Source organism: Pedobacter sp. 22163 (genome assembly GCF_052045595.1).
Classification (GTDB): domain Bacteria; phylum Bacteroidota; class Bacteroidia; order Sphingobacteriales; family Sphingobacteriaceae; genus Pedobacter.
The window spans coordinates 95,235-116,590 of sequence record NZ_JBQEPM010000002.1; the positions used below are offsets into that span (position 1 = coordinate 95,235).

Annotated in this window: 27 protein-coding genes; 13 read left to right on the forward strand and 14 right to left on the reverse strand. The window is 37.1% G+C overall.

Annotation, left to right across the window (positions count from 1 at the left end; all coding sequences use genetic code 11):
* Positions 1–138 precede the first annotated feature (138 nt).
* Entirely contained in the window at positions 139–819 is a 681-nt protein-coding gene (locus tag ACTJKN_RS04835; protein WP_440823162.1) for a hypothetical protein, read from the reverse strand.
* 254 nt (positions 820–1,073) lie between these two features.
* Between ACTJKN_RS04835 and ACTJKN_RS04840 the strand changes: the two genes are divergently transcribed.
* From ACTJKN_RS04840 to ACTJKN_RS04880, 9 genes are all read left to right on the forward strand, one after another.
* Positions 1,074–1,508: a cytochrome c maturation protein CcmE domain-containing protein gene (locus ACTJKN_RS04840; RefSeq protein WP_167293379.1), complete on the forward strand. Its 435-nt coding sequence runs from the start codon at positions 1,074–1,076 to the stop codon at positions 1,506–1,508.
* 5 nt (positions 1,509–1,513) lie between these two features.
* Positions 1,514–3,979 (forward strand): cytochrome c biogenesis protein CcsA, encoded by a 2,466-nt coding sequence (ccsA, locus tag ACTJKN_RS04845; protein WP_440823165.1) that lies wholly within the window; start codon positions 1,514–1,516, stop codon positions 3,977–3,979.
* A 4-nt stretch (positions 3,980–3,983) separates the two neighbouring features.
* A complete protein-coding gene (locus tag ACTJKN_RS04850; protein WP_440823167.1) occupies positions 3,984–4,748 on the forward strand; it encodes a Rossmann-like and DUF2520 domain-containing protein in 765 nt (254 codons plus the stop codon).
* A gap of 40 nt (positions 4,749–4,788) precedes the next feature.
* On the forward strand, positions 4,789–5,121 hold the full coding sequence (locus ACTJKN_RS04855) for a 2Fe-2S iron-sulfur cluster-binding protein (RefSeq protein ID WP_029275355.1): 333 nt from the start codon (positions 4,789–4,791) through the stop codon (positions 5,119–5,121).
* Positions 5,122–5,194: 73 nt separating this feature from the next.
* Complete coding sequence (gene iscX / locus ACTJKN_RS04860) at positions 5,195–5,437, forward strand: Fe-S cluster assembly protein IscX (RefSeq protein ID WP_057932363.1); 243 nt, start codon at positions 5,195–5,197, stop codon at positions 5,435–5,437.
* 72 nt (positions 5,438–5,509) lie between these two features.
* A complete protein-coding gene (locus ACTJKN_RS04865; protein WP_440823169.1) occupies positions 5,510–6,037 on the forward strand; it encodes a KdsC family phosphatase in 528 nt (175 codons plus the stop codon).
* Positions 6,038–6,432: 395 nt separating this feature from the next.
* Positions 6,433–6,822 (forward strand): Spy/CpxP family protein refolding chaperone, encoded by a 390-nt coding sequence (locus tag ACTJKN_RS04870; protein ID WP_086545265.1) that lies wholly within the window; start codon positions 6,433–6,435, stop codon positions 6,820–6,822.
* A 69-nt stretch (positions 6,823–6,891) separates the two neighbouring features.
* Positions 6,892–7,458: a Maf family protein gene (locus ACTJKN_RS04875; protein WP_440823172.1), complete on the forward strand. Its 567-nt coding sequence runs from the start codon at positions 6,892–6,894 to the stop codon at positions 7,456–7,458.
* Positions 7,459–7,510: 52 nt separating this feature from the next.
* The gene (locus ACTJKN_RS04880; protein WP_440823174.1) at positions 7,511–8,188 is read left to right on the forward strand and encodes a hypothetical protein; all 678 of its coding nucleotides are present in this window, start codon (positions 7,511–7,513) and stop codon (positions 8,186–8,188) included.
* A gap of 56 nt (positions 8,189–8,244) precedes the next feature.
* Here the strand turns inward: ACTJKN_RS04880 and ACTJKN_RS04885 are convergent, their stop codons facing one another.
* The 7 genes from ACTJKN_RS04885 to ACTJKN_RS04915 form a co-directional block, all read right to left on the reverse strand.
* A complete protein-coding gene (locus ACTJKN_RS04885) occupies positions 8,245–9,159 on the reverse strand; it encodes a Ppx/GppA phosphatase family protein (RefSeq protein WP_440823176.1) in 915 nt (304 codons plus the stop codon).
* A gap of 216 nt (positions 9,160–9,375) precedes the next feature.
* Positions 9,376–10,107 carry a DUF72 domain-containing protein gene (locus ACTJKN_RS04890; protein WP_440823178.1) on the reverse strand — a complete coding sequence of 244 codons (732 nt, stop codon included), beginning with the start codon at positions 10,105–10,107 and terminating at the stop codon, positions 9,376–9,378.
* Positions 10,108–10,300: 193 nt separating this feature from the next.
* Complete coding sequence (dnaJ, locus tag ACTJKN_RS04895) at positions 10,301–11,461, reverse strand: molecular chaperone DnaJ (RefSeq protein WP_029278682.1); 1,161 nt, start codon at positions 11,459–11,461, stop codon at positions 10,301–10,303.
* Positions 11,462–11,550: 89 nt separating this feature from the next.
* On the reverse strand, positions 11,551–12,132 hold the full coding sequence (locus ACTJKN_RS04900) for a nucleotide exchange factor GrpE (protein ID WP_029278681.1): 582 nt from the start codon (positions 12,130–12,132) through the stop codon (positions 11,551–11,553).
* Between the two features lie 127 nt (positions 12,133–12,259).
* Positions 12,260–12,943, reverse strand: coding sequence for a cell division ATP-binding protein FtsE (locus tag ACTJKN_RS04905; RefSeq protein ID WP_029278680.1), 684 nt, complete (start codon positions 12,941–12,943; stop codon positions 12,260–12,262).
* A gap of 1 nt (position 12,944) precedes the next feature.
* Positions 12,945–13,148 (reverse strand): hypothetical protein, encoded by a 204-nt coding sequence (locus ACTJKN_RS04910; protein WP_057932355.1) that lies wholly within the window; start codon positions 13,146–13,148, stop codon positions 12,945–12,947.
* A 68-nt stretch (positions 13,149–13,216) separates the two neighbouring features.
* Positions 13,217–14,233: an acyl-CoA reductase gene (locus ACTJKN_RS04915; RefSeq protein ID WP_440823181.1), complete on the reverse strand. Its 1,017-nt coding sequence runs from the start codon at positions 14,231–14,233 to the stop codon at positions 13,217–13,219.
* Between the two features lie 78 nt (positions 14,234–14,311).
* Here ACTJKN_RS04915 and ACTJKN_RS04920 point away from each other — a divergent pair, with 78 nt between their 5' ends.
* Both ACTJKN_RS04920 and ACTJKN_RS04925 read left to right on the forward strand, forming a co-directional pair.
* A complete protein-coding gene (locus tag ACTJKN_RS04920; RefSeq protein ID WP_025143125.1) occupies positions 14,312–14,662 on the forward strand; it encodes a 4Fe-4S dicluster domain-containing protein in 351 nt (116 codons plus the stop codon).
* Positions 14,663–14,747: 85 nt separating this feature from the next.
* Positions 14,748–15,179: a GNAT family N-acetyltransferase gene (locus tag ACTJKN_RS04925; RefSeq protein ID WP_440823183.1), complete on the forward strand. Its 432-nt coding sequence runs from the start codon at positions 14,748–14,750 to the stop codon at positions 15,177–15,179.
* A 99-nt stretch (positions 15,180–15,278) separates the two neighbouring features.
* On the opposite strand, the gene ACTJKN_RS04930 is transcribed toward ACTJKN_RS04925, so the two are convergent.
* Entirely contained in the window at positions 15,279–15,731 is a 453-nt protein-coding gene (locus ACTJKN_RS04930) for a universal stress protein (protein ID WP_440823185.1), read from the reverse strand.
* Between the two features lie 109 nt (positions 15,732–15,840).
* Here ACTJKN_RS04930 and ACTJKN_RS04935 point away from each other — a divergent pair, with 109 nt between their 5' ends.
* Positions 15,841–16,626, forward strand: coding sequence for a C40 family peptidase (locus ACTJKN_RS04935; protein WP_440823187.1), 786 nt, complete (start codon positions 15,841–15,843; stop codon positions 16,624–16,626).
* A 40-nt stretch (positions 16,627–16,666) separates the two neighbouring features.
* Positions 16,667–17,389, forward strand: coding sequence for a carboxypeptidase-like regulatory domain-containing protein (locus tag ACTJKN_RS04940; protein ID WP_440823189.1), 723 nt, complete (start codon positions 16,667–16,669; stop codon positions 17,387–17,389).
* Between the two features lies 1 nt (position 17,390).
* Here the strand turns inward: ACTJKN_RS04940 and ACTJKN_RS04945 are convergent, their stop codons facing one another.
* The 5 genes from ACTJKN_RS04945 to hisH all read right to left on the reverse strand — a co-directional run bounded on the left by ACTJKN_RS04945 (position 17,391) and on the right by hisH (position 21,271).
* Positions 17,391–18,293, reverse strand: coding sequence for a WD40 repeat domain-containing protein (locus ACTJKN_RS04945; protein ID WP_440823191.1), 903 nt, complete (start codon positions 18,291–18,293; stop codon positions 17,391–17,393).
* A gap of 82 nt (positions 18,294–18,375) precedes the next feature.
* On the reverse strand, positions 18,376–18,978 hold the full coding sequence (hisIE, locus tag ACTJKN_RS04950; RefSeq protein WP_440823193.1) for a bifunctional phosphoribosyl-AMP cyclohydrolase/phosphoribosyl-ATP diphosphatase HisIE: 603 nt from the start codon (positions 18,976–18,978) through the stop codon (positions 18,376–18,378).
* 62 nt (positions 18,979–19,040) lie between these two features.
* Entirely contained in the window at positions 19,041–19,796 is a 756-nt protein-coding gene (hisF, locus tag ACTJKN_RS04955; protein WP_440824061.1) for an imidazole glycerol phosphate synthase subunit HisF, read from the reverse strand.
* Between the two features lie 91 nt (positions 19,797–19,887).
* Positions 19,888–20,637 (reverse strand): 1-(5-phosphoribosyl)-5-[(5-phosphoribosylamino)methylideneamino]imidazole-4-carboxamide isomerase, encoded by a 750-nt coding sequence (gene hisA / locus ACTJKN_RS04960; RefSeq protein WP_167293480.1) that lies wholly within the window; start codon positions 20,635–20,637, stop codon positions 19,888–19,890.
* Position 20,638: 1 nt separating this feature from the next.
* On the reverse strand, positions 20,639–21,271 hold the full coding sequence (gene hisH / locus ACTJKN_RS04965; protein ID WP_440823195.1) for an imidazole glycerol phosphate synthase subunit HisH: 633 nt from the start codon (positions 21,269–21,271) through the stop codon (positions 20,639–20,641).
* Positions 21,272–21,356 lie beyond the last annotated feature (85 nt).

Below are 21,356 nucleotides of genomic sequence, written 5' to 3' on the forward strand. Positions count from 1 at the left end.
TATAATTTGTTTTTTAGCGGTTATGAAGCTATCATGGGCATATTCATCTCGGTTTGTGAACGATATGCTCCTGATGGTTTCATTAGATATTATTTGTTTTCAGTGAAGATGAAACGATCGTGAATTACTTGGTTTCATTTATTTAGATAGTTGTATAGAATTAGATACGTTAATTTTTCCGTTAATTAAATCCATGATGCTGCTTTTTAACATCACGGCTTTTTTAGATTTCGATACATTTGATGCCGGATTGGTACTACTTGTTACAACAGATTCGAAACGATAGATGCTGGTGTAAGTTGCACCGTTAAAAACAGCCTTGTCTTTTGCTTTTAATTTATTGAATTCTGTTTTAGCGGTACCTATTGCCTGATATTTTCGGCTAAAGGTTTTGCTGGCCTTGTTATAAGTATAGGAAGAGGTGTTAGTGGCCTTAATTTTTTGCTGGGAAAGAATGTTTTTGGTGATGTTATTGATGTTTGAAACATCTTTAAAAGAAAAACTAATGGTTGCAATGTAATTGTTAAAATCGCTTGTACTTTTTACATTAGAAATCCCTTCCGATTTTTTTAAATAAGCCACTGCTTCATTTAATTCCTGTTGAATTTTTTGTTTGCTCGGCACTTTATAGCCTTGTACGCTATCTAAAAGCATTACCGAAGCTACCTTTGTTTTGCTCTGACTTAGGTTAATAGTGAGTACTACATCGCCGGTTCCATCGTTTTTCATAGCAATTTCTTCAATTACTTCAAAACAAGAGCTTAAAAAAGGTATTAAAACTATAAATAACAAAAGCTTATAAAATTGCTTTAATTTCATGTTAATCCGGTTTATGTTTTACTGTGGGATGTAAAAAGGAATGATTATCTGACAGGCCAAACTTAAGAATTTCAGCCCAAATTTTTAAACGATTTAAGATATTCCTTAAGATCGGTTATAAATAGGGCTTCAGAAAAAATATTTCTCCTTCAAAAATCAGGTAATTGTCAATATAAAGACAAGAAAAATGTAAAAGAATGCTGGCTAAGCCGATTTTTCTATCTTTGTTGCCAGCTTTTACAATTAGTATAAACATGAAGAAAAGTGCAATCATTGGATTAATTACCATCGCAATTTCCGTAGGGATTTTATTTAGCTTAAACGCAAATACTGATACTTACTCTAATTTCAAACAGGCAGCTCTTTCTGAGAAAGAGGAACATGTTATGGGCTATTGGGTAAAATCGATGGGTACTTACTACGATGCCGTAAAAGATGCCAACCATTTTTCATTCCACATGAAAGATGAAAAGGGTGAGGTGAGAGAAGTAATTTATGCAGGTACCAAACCGCAGGATTTCGAAAAATCTGAAAAATTAGTGCTTATCGGTAAAATGGATAAAGACAAATTTTACGCGTCGAAAATTTTAATGAAATGCCCATCTAAATATAACGATAACCTTGTTGAAATTAATAAAGACGGTAAGGTGGATACGGTAGGTAAGTACGGCGAGAAAAAATATAACTAATTTTAATGGATATTCAATTTGTAGGCGAAAACCTGCTACCGGGTAAAATCGGGCAGTTTTTTATTGTGCTGGCGTTTAGTGCATCATTACTTTCAACAATCGCATACTTTTATGCCAGTCGCGATAAAAATTTAGAAGATAAATCTTGGCGTAACTTAGGCCGGATTGGATTCTTGGTTAATTTTGGCTGTATAATTGGTATCGGAGCAATTTTATTCTACCTGGTACTGGGCCACTACAATGAATACAGTTACATTTATTGGCACTCTTCAAAACAGCTTCCAATTCATTATATTATTTCTGCTTTTTGGGAAGGGCAGGAAGGAAGTTTCTTGCTCTGGGCCTTCTGGCAATCGTTTCTAGGTACTTTATTAATCTGGAAAGCTAAAACCTGGGAGCGCCCTGTAATGACAGTTGTGGCCTTCTCTCAAGTGTTTTTAACTTCAATGCTTTTGGGTGTAGAGATTTTGGGTGAGCGCATCGGAAGTTCTCCGTTTATCCTATTAAGAGACTCTCTTGATCTGAAATCAATGGCACCTGTAGTTTTCGCAAACCCTGAAAACTTCGCTAATTATTTAAAATTTATTACCGATGGCAGAGGATTAAATCCATTGTTGCAAAACTATTGGATGGTTATCCACCCGCCAACCTTATTTTTAGGTTTTGCCAGTATGATTGTGCCTTTTGCCTATGGAATTGCGGCTTTGTGGCAAAAAAGATATAAAGAATGGATTAAACCAGCTATGCCCTGGGCACTTTTTGCGGTGATGGTTTTGGGTACAGGTATTATTATGGGTTCTTTCTGGGCTTACGAAGCGCTAAACTTTGGTGGTTTCTGGGCTTGGGATCCTGTAGAAAATGCATCTTTAATTCCATGGTTAACCTTAATTGGTGCCGTACACGTAATGATTGCTTATAAAAATACAGGTCATGCTTATTTTACAGCAATTGCTTTAGTATTCTTAAGCTTCTTATTGGTGCTTTATGCATCGTTTTTAACCCGAAGCGGAATTTTAGGTGATACATCAGTTCACTCTTTTACCGATATGGGGATGTTTGGCCACTTGATTTTATACAATGTAGTTTTCGCTGTTTTAGCGGTTGTGCTCATTGTATTGAGGTGGAAAGAATTGCCAATTACCACCAAGGATGAAGAAACCTATTCGCGCGAATTCTGGATGTTTATTGGGGCTCTAGTGGTAACCATCGCTTGTATCCAGGTCATATTCTCTACATCAGTTCCTGTATTTAACAAAGCCTTTGGAACAAACTTTTCGCCTCCTATCGATGCTGTAAAATACTATAATCAGTGGCAGGCACCATTTGCGGTATTAATTACTTTGATTTCAGGTTTCTCGCAATATTTAAAATATAAAAGGACTGATCCACGCAAATTTTTTAGCAGTCTGGTATCGGCAATTATTTTCTCCATTGTGTTAACAGCAGGTTTGGTATATGTGGCTGAGATTTACACCAACACCATGTACATCCTCATTACCTTCAGTTGTTTGTTCGCTGTTCTTTCTAATGCTGCAGTATTATATCAGGCTTTTGGTGGCAAGGCGAAATTGGCTGGTTCTGCAATTGCACACATTGGTTTTGCTTTTTTGGTATTAGGTGCATTAATTTCTGCCGCTACAAACAAACCTTTATCAATTAATGATACTAAATTTATTCCGGTAAAGGATTTTGAAAAAGTAGAAAAACCTGGTGAGAACATCATGTTATACAAAAACGAACCCAAGAAAATGGGTAAGTACACCGTAACGTATGTAGCCGATACCACTGTAGCACCCAATACCATTTATACCCTTAATTTTAAAGTTTTAGATAAAGAAGGTAAGGTTAAAGAAGATTTTAACTTACATCCACATGTACAGGAGAATGAAAAAATGGGCTTAATTGCCTCTCCTGATACCAAGCATTATCTTACTTATGATGTTTATACCCACATTACCAGTGCTGCCATTAAAAAAACATCGCATGAAGATCACGAAGGTCATTCTGATGACGAAAATTATAAAGCACCGCGTATTGTTAAGGTTTCGGTAGGGGATACCATTCATACTTCAAGTGGTATTGTTACGGTTAAAGATTTAAACAGAAAACCTACTGCAAAAGATTTGGTTTTAGGCCAGGGAGATTATGCGGTTGGTTTACCATTAGAGGTTAATGCCGCTGGTAAAATTTATAATACTGAGCCTATTTTCTTGATCAAAGGGAATAATACTTTCGATTTTGCCCGTAAGGTGGATGAACTGGATTTGAAATTCCGTTTTGCCAGGGTATTGCCGGATGAGAAAAAAGTGGAGCTTCAGATTTTCGAAAAACCGCAACAAGCTAAGGATTGGGTAGTTTTCAAAGCGATAGAATTTCCTTTCATCAATTTATATTGGGCAGGTACTATTGTAATGGTTGTTGGTTTCTTACTTTCAATTTTCAGAAGAAGAAAAGAGGCCAAAACCGCATAAAATCATGAAGATCGTTTTATTAGGTTCGGGAAACGTTGCCACACATTTAGCAAAAGCGTTAAAAGCTAAAGGTGAAGATGTGGTACAGGTGTACAGCCCAAACCTTAATAATGCAAAGTTATTGGCTGATTTAATAGTGGCCGAAGCTGTAAACGATTTAAATGAGGTTAAACAAAATGCTGATTTATATATTATCTCGGTAAAGGACGATGTTATTGAGACCGTATCCAGATCATTAAAAAAGGTAAGCGGTTTAGTGGTGCATACTTCAGGAACTACCGATATTAGTATTTTATCGTCACAGGTAAAAAAAGCAGGTGTTTTTTATCCTTTGCAAACTTTTTCGAAAGGTAAAGAGGTTTCATTTGAAAATATGCCGCTTTGTATTGAAGCGAACGATGAAAATCAATTGGCGATTTTAAACAATCTGGCAACTAAGATTAGCCGTCAGGTGTACGAATTAGGCGGCGAGAAAAGAAAAGTATTACATCTTGCAGCAGTATTTGCCTGCAATTTTCCGAATCACCTATACGCTTTGGCAAATAAAATTTTAAGTCAGAACGGTTTGGATTTCGAAATCATCAGGCCGTTAATTGCCGAAACCGCCGATAAGGTAATGAGCAATCTACCTGAAAATGTGCAGACTGGGCCAGCAGTTAGGGCCGACGAAAGCACTTTGAATAAGCATTTGAGCATGTTAACCGATATGCCCGAATTGCAGAACATTTATCAAACATTGAGCGATAGCATAAAATTAACGCTGAAATAGCATAATTACGGCTTTTGCTTCTTACTTTTGCAAAATAATTATGAGCATTTTTAAACTAAAAATAAATTTTGAAGAAGCAGATCACGAATCTATTGAATTACCAATAGCAGCCGGCGAATCTGTTTTAGATGTTTGTCTGGATAACGGAATCGAATTACAGCACAACTGTGGTGGTGTTTGTGGTTGCAGTACCTGCCATGTATACGTAACAAAAGGTATGGATAATATCGAAGAGATTTCTGATAAAGAAGAAGACTTTATCGATAGAGCTGTTCGTCCGAAAATTACTTCCCGCTTAGGTTGCCAATGTGTGGTAATTAACGGCGATATCGAAGTTACAATCCCAGATCAGTCTGACTTTATGGGACACTAGTTAGTCTGGAGTCGATTAGCCGATTTAACAGTTAACCGATTAACCAATTTCAACAATTAACCAACAAAACAACATGAATAACGATAAATTTGCTTTACCTTTTTATTGGAACGATTACGAAGATATTGCAATGTCTTTATACGAGAAATTTGGTGATGATTTTACAGAAGCCAAAATCTACCGTATCCGCTTTACCGAACTTTTAGAATGGGTTTTAGCGTTGCCAAATTTTAAAGGCACCCGCGAAGAAAGCAGTGAAGGCCATTTAGAGCAAATTCAATCTGCCTGGGTTTACGAGTGGAGAGATAATCAGTAATTAGTCTTGAGTTCGGAGTCTTCAGTCCCAGATTCAGCACCGAGTGCTTAACCCTAAACGCCAAACGCGCGAATGTTTTTACAGAAACTAAAAGAGATCACCACTTTCATTTTTGATGTAGATGGTGTGCTTACCGATGGATCCGTTCAGGTTACTGATAATGGTCAGTCGTTGCGTACTTTTAATATTAAAGATGGTTACGCCATGCAGTTGGCGGTTAAAAAAGGATATAACATCTGTATTATATCTGGTGGAGATGGGATTGCCATGGGAAAGCGTTTTTTCAATCTGGGTGTAACCGATGTTTTCCTCGGAGCAGGAGATAAGGTGGCCATTTTTAACCAATATCTTCAGAATAAAAACATTACTGCAGGAGAAGTGCTTTACATGGGCGACGATATTCCTGATTTAAAAGTAATGAAACTGGTAGGGCTCCCAACCTGCCCGGCTGATGCCGTAGAAGAAATAAAAACGATAGCTACATTCATTTCTCCTTACAATGGAGGCAAAACTGCTGTTCGCGATATTATTGAAAAAGTAATGAAAGTACAGGGCAGATGGCACGATGAAAATCCAAATGCTGCCGATTCGGGTATGTAAATCAGTTCAATAGTTCATTAGTCATTCGTTCATTGGAAGGAAGTCTCGAAGCGAATTGTCTTTCTAAACAAATCGACAGCTACCAAGAGCCGTCTTCCTGAACTTGTTTCAGGATCTTTCCTGCTACAAAAGATTCTTCACTACATTTAGAATGACAAAATATTAGAATGATCTTACCACTATAAATCTCTGATATTAAAATTTGGAATATATCTGATTAGGTTTATAGCATGAAAATGCATCTCAAAAGTTAACCATTAAATCACATGCACCTATTCTATTGTTAAAAGATTAACTGTTTAATCTGCAACAGCTAAGTTACATTTACAGATTAAACTTTCGTCATTTTGCACACTCCAACATGCTCAATTTTCAACCAAAACAACAAAAACAACATGAAAAAATTAATGATGATTTGCGGATTAATGCTAGGTATAGCTGGTTTCGCTAACGCGCAGCAAGGTGGTGGACAAGGCAGAATGATGATGAAGCCTGAAGAACGTGTAAAACAGTTAGACGAAAAATTAAAGTTATCTGATGATCAAAAAACAAAGTTAACCACTGTATTTACTGAGCAGGCAGAAACCATGAAAAAAATGCGTGAAGAAATGCAAGGTGGTGGCGATAGAGATGCGATGAGAGAGAAAATGCAAAAAATGCGTGCTGACAATGATGCAAAAGTAACAGCAGTATTAACAGACGATCAGAAAAAAACTTACGAAGCCTGGCAAAAAGAGCAACGTGCTGAAATGGAAAAACGTAGACAAGGTGGTGGAAATAACTAATCTTGGTAAAATATTAAATAAGAAAAGCGGCTTTATGTCGCTTTTCTTATTTTAGCAGAAAAATAAAATATGCCTGCCAATTTCCCTCCCATTATTTTAGCATCTAAATCGCCACGTAGACAAGAGCTTTTAACGCTTATGGGCTTAAATTTTAAAGTCGAACTGAAAGATGTAGATGAAAGCTACCCATCGGATTTAAGCCCCGCAGAAATTGCTGTTTACATTTCAGAACAGAAGGCTAAGGCTTTTACTGCTAATGGTGAAATAGTGATTACAGCTGATACCATTGTGGCTTTAAACGGAGAAATTTTGGGTAAACCTGAAGATAGGTCGCATGCACAAGAAATGTTAAAAAAACTATCGGGAAGCAGACATGAAGTTTTTACAGGTGTAACACTTGTTAAAGGCGATAAAATTCATTCGTTTCACGATAGGACAGAAGTTTACTGTAAGTCTGTTACAGCTGACGAAATTGATTTCTACATTGATAATTATAAACCGTTTGATAAGGCCGGAAGTTATGGCGTGCAAGATTGGTGGGGTATTGTAGTGGTACAACGCATTGAAGGCTCGTATACTAATGTAATGGGCTTGCCAACAGAAATGCTATATAATGAACTATTGAAGTTTATTTAAAACTCCTTGTGGAATTCTCTTTAAAGTTTCATCATCTCTAAAAACAACCACGATGAAAACGAGAATTAACGAAGTTACCATAGCCGAGCCATGTTTACAGAACTGGGATGAAATGGATAAAGGAGAAGGCTTTAATTTCTGTAGAGCCTGTAGCAAAAATGTAATTGACTTTTCGGGTTATACCAATGCCGAAATCATCAGCGTATTGGCTGGCGCCAGTTCTTCTGTATGTGGCCGCTTAAGCGAAACTCAATTAAATCAGCTCAACTACCACTTATCAATTGTGCCAACAACAAATAGGAATTGGATGAAATATTTGGGCGTACTGGCTATAGGAATGAGCATTTTTGTGATGGATGCCAGGGCAGAAAATTTGAAAACGCCGATTGAAATAACAAAAAGTATAAACAACAAAACGGACGATAAAAAAGCAGTTGTACAAAAAAAAATATATGGCTATGTTATTGGCGCAGATAATAAACCTGCAGCAGGAATAAGGTTAGCCATTCTTGATACCAAATTTTTTGCATTGACCGATAAAAATGGACGGTATGAAATCGCTTTAGATAACAAATTTGATCTAAACAATAATAAATTAGTGGTTGAAAGCATGAGGTACAGGGCTTTTTTGACCATTGATTTTTCTAAGGAAAAACAAAGCAACCTTAAGCTTAATAAGGCCGAGCCCATGATCATGGGATTGGTAATTCCCTCAATTAAGAAGAAATAATCCTAAATTAATATACGCTAAACGCTCAATGATCCATATCCTGTATGGATCATTTTTTATATCAGCCTGGCCAAAACGCCCATTTTCAAATCATAGGTAGAGAGTGTTAACCGGTTTATTTTTGCTCTGCCCAATACATAGTTGGTAATTAGAGCGGCAATCACAATCATATCTATCCTTAATGGAATCATACCTGGCATTTCAGCCCGTTCTTTATGCGTAGCATTGAGTAGTTTGATCGAAGTTGCAATGTAGTCGTCGAAATTGAATGCGAAAGTTTTGGCAGTGTTAATATCTGCTTTTAACTTGTTTTTTCTAATAATAAGCTCGGCAAATGTTTCGAATGCCCCAGCAGATCCGATTAAAATTTCAGGATGATATTTTTCACAGATTTCGAAAAGATCTGCCAGTTGATTTTGAATGTGAAATAAAATGGCATTCTTTTCATCGTCGGCTATGGGATCTGATTTAAAGAACTGTTGCATTAAACGCGCTGCCCCAATGTTATAACTTTTTTTCCAGATTAGTTTTTCGGGATCACACAGGATAAATTCAACGCTTCCACCACCAATATCCATAATCAAAGATATCTCTGTAATGGCTTTACTCAGTTTTACACCTTGGTAGATTAATTCAGCTTCTTCATCACCACTAATCGTTTCGATGCTTATTCCGGTTCTTTCTTTTACAGCATCAACAAAATCTTGTCCGTTTTCTGCGCTTCTAACCGCCGAAGTAGCAGTAGCCCTCACCTCTCTAACCTGATATTCAGCCATTGTATGGCTAAACGTTTCAAGGCAGTTCACACCTCTTTCAAAGGCTGCAGGAATGATAATATTGTCGTTAATTCTTCCTTCACCCAATTTAACAGGCACATTGGTTTTATATAAAATTTCAGGCTGATTTTCTGTTTTTTCAGCAATAAGCAAGTGGAAGGTATTCGTACCCAGGTCGATAACTGCAATGCGCATAGTCTATATTTTGGTGTTTGGAAAGCTCTGCAGTGGTTCTTTTATAACTGTATTCTGCTATCCATTAAATCTCGTTATTGTGGGTGCTAAATTAAGGGTAGTAGAGCGAAATACCATTGCTATCAGGTTTATTTTATTTTCTCGTGGTGTCGGATGTTACCATCTGTCACAGCGAAAATCATTCAGCAGTATTCATTTGCCATATGATCGAAGCAGTCAGATGGTAACATCAGACTGCACTGATAAGTCCTGCAATTGTTTCGCGTTATGCAATGCTCCAACTCCCCATGTATTATTAAAATAAACAAAAACGTCATTAACATCATCTTTAATTTGATTTTTGAAGTCCGTAATCGCATTTATTTCATATTCTGATTTATACAATACGGGCTTTCCGTGAAAACGGTAATACAGAGTCTCTGTATTCTGAATTGCATCATCAGGTAGAGAAGAAGGATAGCTTTGTCCGCTAAATGTGATGTTGTTTTGAGCGAGGTTTTTATAAATTTCTTCATCAAACCAACTGATATGGCGAAATTCTACATTTTTAAAATCAGGTCTTAAATTTTCGATCAACAGGTTTAACCGTTCTGCACTATAATCGAACTTTGGTGGAAACTGAAACAGTACACATCCCAATTTCTCTTTTAGTCCGATTTGAATGGCCTCGTAAAAATCATTTATGAGTTGTTCGCATTCATTGAACTGTTTGTAATGTGTAATTAACCGCGGTGCCTTAATGGTAAATAAAAAATCAGCCGGACTTTCATTATACCATTTATCAAACGATTTTTGAGTTGGCATTTTATAAAAAGTAGAATTAATCTCTATTGTATTAAAATGCTCGCAATAATATTTAAACCAATCTTTTTGTGCCAAACCTTTAGGATAGAAAATCTCTTTCCATTCGCGGTAATAGAAGCCTGAGCAACCAATTCTCCATTTCATACATAGAAAACAGACTATAAATAAAAAGGTTTATTATCCGTTATACATGCCGCTAAAAATAATTTAGTGAGATTGGAAGTTCTTATAATCAGATGGAACATCTGATTCGCTAAAATAGATTTTTGGTATGATGCTTTATAAAACAAAAAAACCGATGCTTGCGACATCGGTTTTCCAATTTATATTTAATTAATTACTCGAAGTATTCTTTCATTCTTTCGAAGAAACTCTTATCATTTTTACCCGGTTGAGGCTTAAAGTTCGGCGATTCACGTAATTTCTCTAAAGCATTACGTTCGTCGCTACTTAAAGCTTTTGGTGTCCAGATATTGATGTGAATAATCTCATCACCTCTATGGTAAGAATTCACTTCTGGTAAACCTTTACCTTTTAAGCGTAATAATTTTCCGCTTTGTGTACCCGGATCGATTTTGATTTTTGCTTTACCATCAATGGTTGGTACTTCAATGCTCATTCCTAAAGCAGCATCAACGAAGCTTAAATGTAAATCGTAAACGATATTGTTGCCTTCGCGTTTTAAGGTTTCGTGTGGTGTTTCTTCAATTAAGATAATTAAATCGCCTGGGATGCCGCCATTAGGTGCCGCATTTCCTTTTCCACTCATGCTTAACTGCATACCTTCACTTACACCAGCAGGAATATTGATAGTAATGGTTTCTTCGCCACGTACAACACCGTCTCCATGACAAACGGTACATTTTGAGGTGATTTGCTGACCGCTACCGTTACAGGTAGGGCAGGTAGATGCTGTTTGCATCTGGCCTAAAATTGTATTGGTTACTCTACGTACCTGGCCGCTGCCACCGCAGGTACCACAGGTACTTACCGATGATTTATCTTTTGCACCAGAGCCATCGCAGGTTTTACAAACAATTAGTTTATTAACCTTGATTTTCTTTTCTGCACCATGTGCAATTTCTTCAAGTGTTAATTTAACTTTTATACGTAGGTTGGAGCCTTTGGCTACACGACGACCGCCACGTTGCTGACCGCCACCACCACCAAAAAAGCTTTCGAAAGGATTATGACCGCCAAATACATCACCGAAATTGCTAAAAATATCGTCCATGTTCATGCCGCCACCGCCATAGCCACCACCACTTGCGCCTCCAACACCCGCATGACCGTATTGATCATAACGTTGTTTTTTATCGGGACTGCTTAAAACTTCGTAAGCTTCGGCAGCTTCCTTAAATTTATCTTCAGCAGCTTTATCTCCTGGATTTTTATCTGGGTGATATTTAATCGCCATCTTGCGATAAGCTTTCTTTATCTCATCAGCGGCCGCGCCCCTAGTTACGCCTAATACGTCGTAATAATCTCTTTTACTCATCTTCTTTATAAAATGATTAAATGATTGAGTGATGGAATGAGCGAATATTAATTCAATCATTCAAAATTCAATCATTCAATAATTATTTCTTACGCTCCAACTACAACTTTAGCAAAGCGGATTACATTATCATTTAAGGTATAACCTTTTTCAACTTCGTCTATCACTTTCCCTTTAAGATCATCGCTAGGAGCAGGGATATTGGTAATTGCTTCATGGAAATCAGTATTGAAAGGCTGACTGATACTTTCTACATCTTTCAATCCTTTTTGTGCCAAAGTGTTTTTTAGCTTTGTGCTTACCAATAAAATGCCTTCTTTAACCGGTGCAACATCAGCAGCAGTTTCCATTGCTTTTAATGCACGGTCGAAATCATCTAAAACAGGTAAAAGTGAAACAATTACATCTTTACCAGCCGTTTGCAATAATTCTACGCGTTCTTTTTGTGTACGACGTTTATAATTATCGAACTCAGCGTATAAACGTAAATATTTGTCGTTAAGTTGTTGAACTTCCGCTTGCAATTTTTCTTCTGCAGATAATTCAGGCGCCTGCTCAGTTTCAGCAATAGGAGCATCAGTATTCTCTACATTCTCAGCAGTATTTTCTGATGTATTTTCAGGATTCATTATATTTTCTTCTTTATCGTTATTTTTCTTCTTATTAAACATAATACTGGGCTGAATTTTTTGTGTTAATCTCAACTATTTTGCCATAAACGGAAATCAGCCAAGCTGTCAGATTTATTTGTATTTATCTGAACAGATTGGCTGATTAGCTGACGGATGTCAGAATTTTTTATACGATTTGTGCATCTTCGTGTACAACTCCATTCTCGCATTTAATAATACGCGAAGGGAAAGTACGGATGATATGGTAATCGTGTGTTGCCATTAAAACCGCAGTTCCGGCCTGGCTAATTTGTTTTAAAAGGGTTACAATTTCTTCTGATGTTTCCGGATCTAAATTCCCTGTAGGCTCATCAGCAAGAATAATCTCCGGATCATTTAACAAAGCTCTTGCAATAACAATACGCTGTTGCTCGCCACCAGAAATTTCGTGTGGCATTTTTTTGATTTTCGAACGCAAACCAACTTTGTCTAAAACATCTTTAATGCGTTCGTTAATTAGTTTTTCGTCTTTCCAACCTGTTGCTTTGAGCACAAATTCAAGGTTTTTTTCAATCGTTCTATCGGTAAGCAATTGAAAATCCTGAAAAACTACCCCCAATTTACGACGTAAAAACGGCACCTGACTTTCTTTTAGGTTTTTAAGGTCGAAACCAGCAATATTGCCTTCGCCATTACCAATATGTAAGTCGCCATATAATATTTTAAGCAAACTGCTCTTACCCGAACCTGTTTGACCAATCAGAAAGACAAATTCGTCCTTTTCGATGTGTAAATTTACGTTTGAGAGGACTAGATGTTTCTGTTGAAAAACATCAACGTTGCTTAAATGAATTACTGAGTTGCCTGCCATATTATATTTCTAATTTTGCAATCTGCCCGAAAGGCAAATCTTTAACCATTTCCATAATGTATTCTTGCTTGTCTCCAAGTCCGAGTTTTTCCAACGATTTATCAGGCCTATCAACCCTAAAATAAGCTAAAAGTGTAAACTTGTCATCTCTTAACTGTACGTAATCTGGAATTTTGGCTATGCCTTTAACTTTAACGATATACATTGTGCCCAAAAATAGCTATTTAAGCTGAAAGACCAAAGGAGAAAGCTGAAAGACTAAAGGAGAGAAATTCAATCTAGGTTGTTTAAGAACTCAATTGTATTTACATTATCTGCATAGTCCCAAAGTTTGGGATGCTGGCTTTGGCCAAAACCGAAAGTGTTTAAACTTAAAGGCGATTTGCTTATCACACATTGAATGTTTTCTGATTGTTTTTTCAGTTTATCTTCAAGCGCTTGCAGCTGCTCGTATTCTTCATAAAAAAGAACAGCCAAAGGTGATGTCAGGCGCTCATCTTCTTTCAATAACAAGAAACCATTGTCGAAGTGTTTAGCCGCATTAACCAGATAGATAGATTTGTTGTAATCGTAATTATTATTGTATTTAAAATGGTTGATAATAGGTTGAAAACTTTCTATGCCTTCGTAAAAATTTGCAATATCGTAACCTTTTGGAAAATAGATTTTAGAAACATTTCTACAGCCTAAGCCAAAATAATCGAAAATATCGTTGCCTAGGTTTCGGATATCCTCGAAACTTTCAGAACCATCTAAAACTGCAATACTATTCCTGTTTTTTCTGATAATGTTGGGCACTTTACTGAAATAATAGTCGAAATAGCGAGATGAATTGTTGCTTCCGGTTGCGATAACAGCATCAAAATCTTTTAAGCGCTCTACATATTCTATTTTATCCTTAAAAGCAGGTTCTATTTTAACGAGTTCAGCAATTACAGCTTTAATTAATTTATCATCAGCCGAAGAAAGTTTGATTAAAGCAATATTACCTGTGGCCATTACACTTAAAACATCATGTAAACCCACCAGTGGGATATTCCCTGCCAGGATTAAACCCACCTTTTTTGGAGCTGTACTAAACTTAACCAATTCGAACCAAATGGCCAAATCAACCTCATTTAACATTTCGGCAAAAGATAAAATAGATTTTTTTATGTTTTCTGCAGTAAACCATGCATTAGTGCTTTCAGCGGTATAAAATGCATTTCCTAGTATGTCAGTAGGGTTTGTAAGCAATTTACCCAGTTTGTTGAAGGCGATTATTACTTTTTCTTGAGTTAATGCTGACATATTTAGAATTATTATTAAGTGATTATATCTTATATTTGCAGCGCAAAGGTAAACTAAGCAAAAGAATTAGACGAAAACATGGCGATTAAAATAACAGATGAGTGTATAAATTGTGGGGCTTGCGAACCAGAATGTCCTAATAACGCAATTTACGATGCCGGTACTGCATGGCGTTTTTCTGATGGTACAAATTTAAATGGTATCATTGATTTTGGTAATCAACAAATTGAAGCTGATGCAGCTCAGGAAGCAGTTTCGGACGAAGTTTATTACATTGTATCCGATAAGTGTACAGAGTGTAAGGGTTTTCATGATGAACCTCAATGTGCGGCAGTGTGTCCGGTAGATTGTTGCGTAGATGACGAAGATATCCGCGAAACAGAAGAAGAATTATTAGCGAAGAAAGCTTGGTTACACCAGGAAGGATAAGCCTTTATTAGATATTTACAAAAAGTCCTACTTAAAGTGGGACTTTTTTAGTTATAGGAAGTTTTTATAGACTAAAAATATAATCGTGACCGATAAAATCACAATAGTTCCTTGTGGAAGGGAGAGCATAAGCAAAATTGTTGATGGAATAAACCAATATAACTTAGACAGGGTTCCTGCCCTTTCAGATATATGGACACCATTGGAATATATAGCTAAAAATGAGAATGGAGAAGAAATAGGAGGGGTTCTTGCTGGTATAGGTTATTGGAATGGGCTGGAAATTAATATTATTTGGGTAAAAGATGAATATAGAAAGAAAGGAATAGGTAGCCACATCTTAAAATATGTTGAAGACATTGCAAAAGCCAAAGGAGCAACTGTTGCTATGCTTGATACATTTGATTTTCAGGCAGAAGAGTTTTATTTAAGAAATGGATATATATCAATCGGAGAAATACAAAACTTTCCTAAAGGGCACAAAAGAATTTACTTTTCGAAAAGATTGGACCTTTAAATCAGTGTCCGATATATTTTCTGAAAACGATTATTACGGGCTTCAGTTTCTCCTAAACCCTAAACCCTAAACCCTAAACCCTAAACCCTAAACCCTAAACTAATCTACATCACATTTATTAGGAATAATCAAAACCGGACAAGCAGATTTTCTTGCCACATGTTCGGCAACGCTTCCCATTAAAAAGTGATATAATCCGGTCCGGCCGTAAGTGCCTATTACAATTAAATCAGACCCCCATTCATCTGATTGTTGGATAATTCCATGCGCTGCGGTATCAACAACACTTAAGTAGGTGGTTTTTGTACCTTTGCTATATTTCGTTTCCATTTCTTTGAGCAAAATGTGGCTGTTTTCTTCGCTATTGTCATATGTTTCTAAAAACACTGGCGCCAAGGTTAAATCGGGATTTACATTAGCCGGAATAGGCTCGATAATGTTAACTAATGCTACTTCTGCTCCAAATTTTTCAGCCATGTCGTAACCGGCTTTTGCCGCTTTTTCTGAGCAGGTACTGTTATCAACGGCAATTAATATTTTTTTAAAATTCATGGCGGGCATATTTAAGGGTGATCATCATAAAAATAACAAATTTGTGTGTAAAATGTTAGGCAATGGATGTATTTTATTAGTTTTACAATAGTTTCACGAGCATATTTAAATGGAAAATCAATACGGTATTTGTAGGGTTGCTGTAGCATCCTTAAGAGCTGATGCATCTGATAAAGCAGAAATTGTTTCGCAACTTTTATTCGGCGATCATGTAGAAATTATTCAGAAGGAAGAACGCTGGTGGCTCATTCAAAATGGCTACGATAGTTACCAAGGCTGGATGGATTTCAGGCAATTGGCCCCGATTACCCAAAGCCAGTTTACAGCAATGCACGATTGTAAATTGCTTGCACCATTAAGTTTCAATAATGTGCTAACAGCGGCCGATGGAAGTTCGTATCATTTAAGTCCGGCAAGCAACCTTCCTTTTTTAAAAGATGGATTCTGTTATGCTGGCGAGGAAAAATTTAAACTGAATTTCGAAGCGTACGACAATAGTGCTGTAGATTTTACTGATAAAGTTACCGAAACGGCAAAGTTTTTTCAAAATATCCCGTACCTATGGGGAGGAAGGAATTTGTTTGGCTTAGATTGCTCTGGTTTTGTACAAACCGTATTTAAAATGTTAGGCATTAAGTTAAACCGCGATGCCTCACAACAGGCTGAGCAAGGTGAATTGGTTGGCTTTCTGGCAGAATGTAAGGCTGGTGACGTTGCTTTTTTTGATAATGATGAAGGCAGAATTACGCATGTCGGTATCATGCTGAGTCCAAATGAAATTATCCATTCCTCAGCAAAAGTGAAAATCGATCCGATTGATGATCAGGGGATTTTTAATAAAGAATTGGGTAAATATTCGCACAAGCTGAGAATTATTAAACGTTTTGTGGAATAGTAACCGGAAATGTATCCTATTATAAAAGGATACATTTTTTATGCCATCTAAATTTAAAATTCAAATCTCAAATCCTTGTCATGAAGAGTGGGAACGGATGCAAGTCCATTCAGGTGGGAAATTTTGCGGCTCCTGCCAGAAATCTGTAATAGACTTTACAAGCTTTACTGATACTGAACTGAAACGTTGGTTTAACCAGAATCAAGGAGATAGTTGTGGAAGATTTAAGCCTGAGCAGCTTGATCGTTTAATCCTTGTGAAAGAGAATTATACACTAAGTAGATTTAAACCAAACCTGATTGCCGCATCTTTGCTGGCTTTTTTGAGCTTTCCAAAATTGGCTAGTGCAAATATTTCTTCCTCATATCCAACCTTTCAGACGGATAATAAGAAATCTCTAAAAGATGATGTTTTAAAAGAAAACGTTGAAGATGATTTTGTTACCATACGAGGTAAAGTTATTGATAAAGGTGATAAATTACCGTTAATTGCCGTGAGTATCAGGGTTAAAAATTCAAAGATTGGAACAACTACTGATCGAAATGGAGAGTTTGAATTGAGGTTGGACAGAAAACAGTTTAAGGATAAAGTAATTCTGGATATCAGGTATATTGGATTTGAAAGTAAAGAGCTAAAAGTAAATCTCAATAAAAATGATGTTATTTTTGTGAAAATGAAGATGGATCAATCTATTTTAGGTGGATTTGCCATTATTAATCAGCCTACATTTTTAGAGCGTATTGCCCAGCTGTTAAATGGATAGACTAAATCTGTTCAATCTCCCAAACTATTACCTGTCGATCATCTCCTGTAGAAATGAGGTATTTACCATCATGGCTCCATATAATTTTATTTATCGAATGGGTATGGCCGGTTCCAGCTTTCTCTAAGCTTAATATTTTATACAGTTTAAAGTTCTCTGCATCCCAGAGTTTAATGCTTTTATCCTGACTGCTCGTAGCAAAATAAGGCAGGCTAGGGTGAAAGGCAATATCGTAAACAGTAAACATATGCGCCGGAACCGTTTCCCTAAGCTCATAACTTGGAAGATCCCATATTTTTAATTGCGCATCCCTGCTACCCGAGATTAAGTATTTACCAGTTGGATGATATGCCAAAGAAGTTACAGGTAATGAATGGCCTTCCAGAGATTGTTTGAGGCTATAATCAGCCAGGTTATAAATCCTGATCAAGTGATCCTTACAACCAAAGGCCACTTCACTTTCGTTAGGTGCAATTGCAATAGCCCTAACCGTATCATAAGCCACCTGAAAACGATAAATCTCTGTAAAGTCACGCAGTGACCAAACTGCAACAGTTCCATCTTCACCAGTGGTTAAAAGCTCATTTTTACCCTTTACAGTTTGTATGTTAAAAATGGGTTTGGTATGGGCATTGATCCTTGCAATTACTTTCTGATCTTTGAAATCGTAAACACTAAAAGCGCCACTCCTTTCCCCAACAAATAATTGATTGTTGTAATAATGCAGACAATAAACTGAACTTTGTACCGGCATTTTAACCTTTACAAAAGCCATCGTATTTAACGACCATTCTACAACACCTTTATCGTTACCCGCGCTAAAAAACACATCATCTTCACCCGAATTGGCTAAAGCATATACAGGGTTTTGGTGACCGGGAAGGGTTTGTAGGTGTTTAAGCATTTCTTGAGATTTAGGGGTTTAGGATTTGTGATGTAAGGTTAGGCATCTGGCACCTTAAACCTTACGCCTTTTACCTCAAACCTTATTGATGTCTTTTCTCTAAATTTTTCGCAATATCCTGTATCGATAGACCTTTTTCTTTCAATAAAAATAATAGGTGGAAAACAAGGTCTGATGCTTCTCCAATGAGTTCTTCTTCCGTTTCAGCAAGTGCAGCAATTACAGTTTCTACACCTTCTTCCCCAACTTTTTGGGCAATTTTATTTAGCCCCTTGCTACGCATTTTGTTGATGTAAGAACCCTCAACCGGGTTTTCATATCGATCATTAATGATGTTTTCTAGTTCGAAAATGAAGTTTTGGTTAAAATCTGTTTTAAAACAGCTGCGACTACCGGTATGGCAGGTTGGACCAACAGCGTCGGCTTTGATTAGAATGGTGTCGTTATCACAGTCTACAAAAAGTTCTTTAACAAACAAAAAGTTATTGCTGGTTTCACCTTTTGTCCAAAGGCGGTTTTTGGAGCGAGAAAAGAAAGTTACTTTGCCTTCTGCCTGCGTTTTTTCCAGTGCTTCAGCATTCATATAACCCAGCATTAAAACCTCTAAAGTTTTGTAATCCTGAATAATTACAGGAATTAAACCTTCTGTTTTCTCCCAATCAAGGGAATTGGTATCAATTGTCATTTTATTTTTTTTATTTCGGAAAAACAGACTCATGACTTGGGACTGCCGACTCCGGACTTATATTAAATTCTTACCGGAATATTATTCCTTTTCAGCTCTTGCTTTAAATCAGGGATCAGGATTTCGCCATAATGAAATACTGAAGCTGCCAGTGCGGCATCAACATTGGCCTTTTGAAAAACCTCTGTAAAATGCGCCATACTACCCGCTCCGCCTGATGCTATAATTGGGATATTGATCATTTGGTTTACTTTACTGAGCAATCCACAATCAAAACCTGCTTTGGTGCCATCGTGATCCATCGAAGTTAACAAAATCTCTCCTGCACCTAAATCTTCTGCCTGTTTAATCCAGTTTTCGGTTTCCAGTTCGGTAATTAGTCTTCCTCCGTTTAGGTGGACCATATTTTTACCGTTTACATATTTGGTGTCGACTGCCAAAACTACAAACTGCACCCCAAAGGTTTTAGCCAGGTCTTCAATTAATTTCGGATTCCGAACTGCTGCAGAATTGATGCTGATTTTGTCCGCTCCTGCATTTAATAACGCTTCGGCATCGGCAATTTCGGTTATTCCACCACCAATGGTAAAAGGAATATTTAATTGACGAGCAACCGATTTAACCATTTCAATCATCGTTTTCCGACGCTCATGGGTAGCCGTAATATCCAGAAAAACCAATTCGTCGGCACCCTGTTGTGCATATTGTGCCGCCAGTTCAACAGGGTCACCTGCATCGCGTAAATCAACAAAGTTTACACCTTTTACCGTCCGACCGTCTTTAACGTCTAAACAAGGGATTATTCTCTTCGAAAGCATATTTTGTTTGGTTGTCATGCTGAGGAACGAAGCATCTTTTTCGTCGTAGGCAGATCCTTCATTCTTCAGGATGACATAAATATTTATTGAATTAGATCGAACTCAAAGCTTTCAAGTTCCACTCTTTTATTTCTTCGATGGTAATGCGGTCTTCATAAATCGCTTTCCCAACCACTACACTTCTAATTGGGTACTTGGCCAGATCGTAAATATCCTGCATTGAACTTACACCACCTGATGCAATCAGTTTAATCATAGGCGAATGTTCCAACAGTTTTTGATACAAATCGATCGCTGCGCCACCTAATTTTCCATCCTTACTGATATCGGTGCATAAGAAACGGAAAAATCCTAACGAAAGACATTTGTCAACGTAATCCATTAGTTTAATCGGCGAGCTTTCCATCCAGCCCGAATATTTAATTACCTCATCCAAAACATCAATTGCAATTACAATGCGGTTGGCGTAATCGTCTTTTTTAGCAAAAGCTTCGCTTAATTGGGGTAAGAAATCGGGATTGGTAATGGCCTGTGTACCTACAATTACGCGATGAATGCCGGCATCAAGCAAATTGGTTACCTGCTCAATGGTTCTGATGCCACCACCGTACTGCACTTTCATTTCGGTTTTTTTGATGATCTCAAAAAGTGCTTTTTGATTGCTAAAATCGCCTTTGGCTCCGTTTAAATCAATAATATGGATGAAATCTGTACCATTTGAACGGTATTTTTCTATCATTTCGGGGATTGAGACATCATATTCCGTTTTTTGGTTGTAATCGCCTTCACGGAGACGGACAACTTTTCCATCCAAAATATCAATAGCAGGTATTATGTACATTTTATAAGCTTAAGTTTGAAAAATTTTTTAATACTAGTTCGCCGGCTTTGCCCGATTTTTCGGGGTGAAATTGAACGCCATAAAAATTATCTTTTTGTACCGCTGCCGAAAACTTTAAACCATAATCAGCAGATGCGATGTCAAAAGTAGGGTTATATTCAATAAAGTACGAATGCACGAAGTAAAATTGTGTATTATCTTCAACACCTTCAAATAGTGAATTGTTTTTCGGACTAACCGCATTCCATCCCATGTGTGGTATTTTGATATTCAGCGACTTATCGAATTTTTTGGTTTTAATGGGAACGATATTTAAAAGCGGTGCATCGCCCTCTTCCGAATGTTCTGTAATGAGCTGCATGCCCACACAGATGCCAAGCACAGGTTTTGTTAGTTTTTTAATGGCTTCAACCAAGCCCGTTCCCTTTAATTTTTCCATTGCGGCACCGGCATGGCCAACACCAGGAATGATGATGCGGCTATATTTTTCAAGGTCGTTTTCGGTGTTTACCATACCGTAAGTCACATTTAAGCGATCTAATGCTGCGGTAAGGGAGAAGATGTTGCCTGCGCCGTAATTTACTATTCCAACCCCTAAATCCCCTGAAGGGGACTTCGAATTATTATCGTTCATACAATTTGCATTATATTTTTTTTCTTGTTTTGAAAATGAATGTTAGCATTTCAAAGGTGCTGTAGTCCCGCTATCGCTTATAGTC

Coding starts and splice junctions, on each gene's coding strand:
- ACTJKN_RS04835 (WP_440823162.1), bottom strand. CDS start 819: ATGAAATTAAAGCAATTTTATAAGCTTTTGTTATTTATAGTTTTAATA.
- ACTJKN_RS04840 (WP_167293379.1), top strand. CDS start 1,074: ATGAAGAAAAGTGCAATCATTGGATTAATTACCATCGCAATTTCCGTA.
- ccsA (WP_440823165.1), top strand. CDS start 1,514: ATGGATATTCAATTTGTAGGCGAAAACCTGCTACCGGGTAAAATCGGG.
- ACTJKN_RS04850 (WP_440823167.1), top strand. CDS start 3,984: ATGAAGATCGTTTTATTAGGTTCGGGAAACGTTGCCACACATTTAGCA.
- ACTJKN_RS04855 (WP_029275355.1), top strand. CDS start 4,789: ATGAGCATTTTTAAACTAAAAATAAATTTTGAAGAAGCAGATCACGAA.
- iscX (WP_057932363.1), top strand. CDS start 5,195: ATGAATAACGATAAATTTGCTTTACCTTTTTATTGGAACGATTACGAA.
- ACTJKN_RS04865 (WP_440823169.1), top strand. CDS start 5,510: ATGTTTTTACAGAAACTAAAAGAGATCACCACTTTCATTTTTGATGTA.
- ACTJKN_RS04870 (WP_086545265.1), top strand. CDS start 6,433: ATGAAAAAATTAATGATGATTTGCGGATTAATGCTAGGTATAGCTGGT.
- ACTJKN_RS04875 (WP_440823172.1), top strand. CDS start 6,892: ATGCCTGCCAATTTCCCTCCCATTATTTTAGCATCTAAATCGCCACGT.
- ACTJKN_RS04880 (WP_440823174.1), top strand. CDS start 7,511: ATGAAAACGAGAATTAACGAAGTTACCATAGCCGAGCCATGTTTACAG.
- ACTJKN_RS04885 (WP_440823176.1), bottom strand. CDS start 9,159: ATGCGCATTGCAGTTATCGACCTGGGTACGAATACCTTCCACTTGCTT.
- ACTJKN_RS04890 (WP_440823178.1), bottom strand. CDS start 10,107: ATGAAATGGAGAATTGGTTGCTCAGGCTTCTATTACCGCGAATGGAAA.
- dnaJ (WP_029278682.1), bottom strand. CDS start 11,461: ATGAGTAAAAGAGATTATTACGACGTATTAGGCGTAACTAGGGGCGCG.
- ACTJKN_RS04900 (WP_029278681.1), bottom strand. CDS start 12,132: ATGTTTAATAAGAAGAAAAATAACGATAAAGAAGAAAATATAATGAAT.
- ACTJKN_RS04905 (WP_029278680.1), bottom strand. CDS start 12,943: ATGGCAGGCAACTCAGTAATTCATTTAAGCAACGTTGATGTTTTTCAA.
- ACTJKN_RS04910 (WP_057932355.1), bottom strand. CDS start 13,148: ATGTATATCGTTAAAGTTAAAGGCATAGCCAAAATTCCAGATTACGTA.
- ACTJKN_RS04915 (WP_440823181.1), bottom strand. CDS start 14,233: ATGTCAGCATTAACTCAAGAAAAAGTAATAATCGCCTTCAACAAACTG.
- ACTJKN_RS04920 (WP_025143125.1), top strand. CDS start 14,312: ATGGCGATTAAAATAACAGATGAGTGTATAAATTGTGGGGCTTGCGAA.
- ACTJKN_RS04930 (WP_440823185.1), bottom strand. CDS start 15,731: ATGAATTTTAAAAAAATATTAATTGCCGTTGATAACAGTACCTGCTCA.
- ACTJKN_RS04935 (WP_440823187.1), top strand. CDS start 15,841: ATGGAAAATCAATACGGTATTTGTAGGGTTGCTGTAGCATCCTTAAGA.
- ACTJKN_RS04940 (WP_440823189.1), top strand. CDS start 16,667: ATGCCATCTAAATTTAAAATTCAAATCTCAAATCCTTGTCATGAAGAG.
- ACTJKN_RS04945 (WP_440823191.1), bottom strand. CDS start 18,293: ATGCTTAAACACCTACAAACCCTTCCCGGTCACCAAAACCCTGTATAT.
- hisIE (WP_440823193.1), bottom strand. CDS start 18,978: ATGACAATTGATACCAATTCCCTTGATTGGGAGAAAACAGAAGGTTTA.
- hisF (WP_440824061.1), bottom strand. CDS start 19,796: ATGCTTTCGAAGAGAATAATCCCTTGTTTAGACGTTAAAGACGGTCGG.
- hisA (WP_167293480.1), bottom strand. CDS start 20,637: ATGTACATAATACCTGCTATTGATATTTTGGATGGAAAAGTTGTCCGT.
- hisH (WP_440823195.1), bottom strand. CDS start 21,271: ATGAACGATAATAATTCGAAGTCCCCTTCAGGGGATTTAGGGGTTGGA.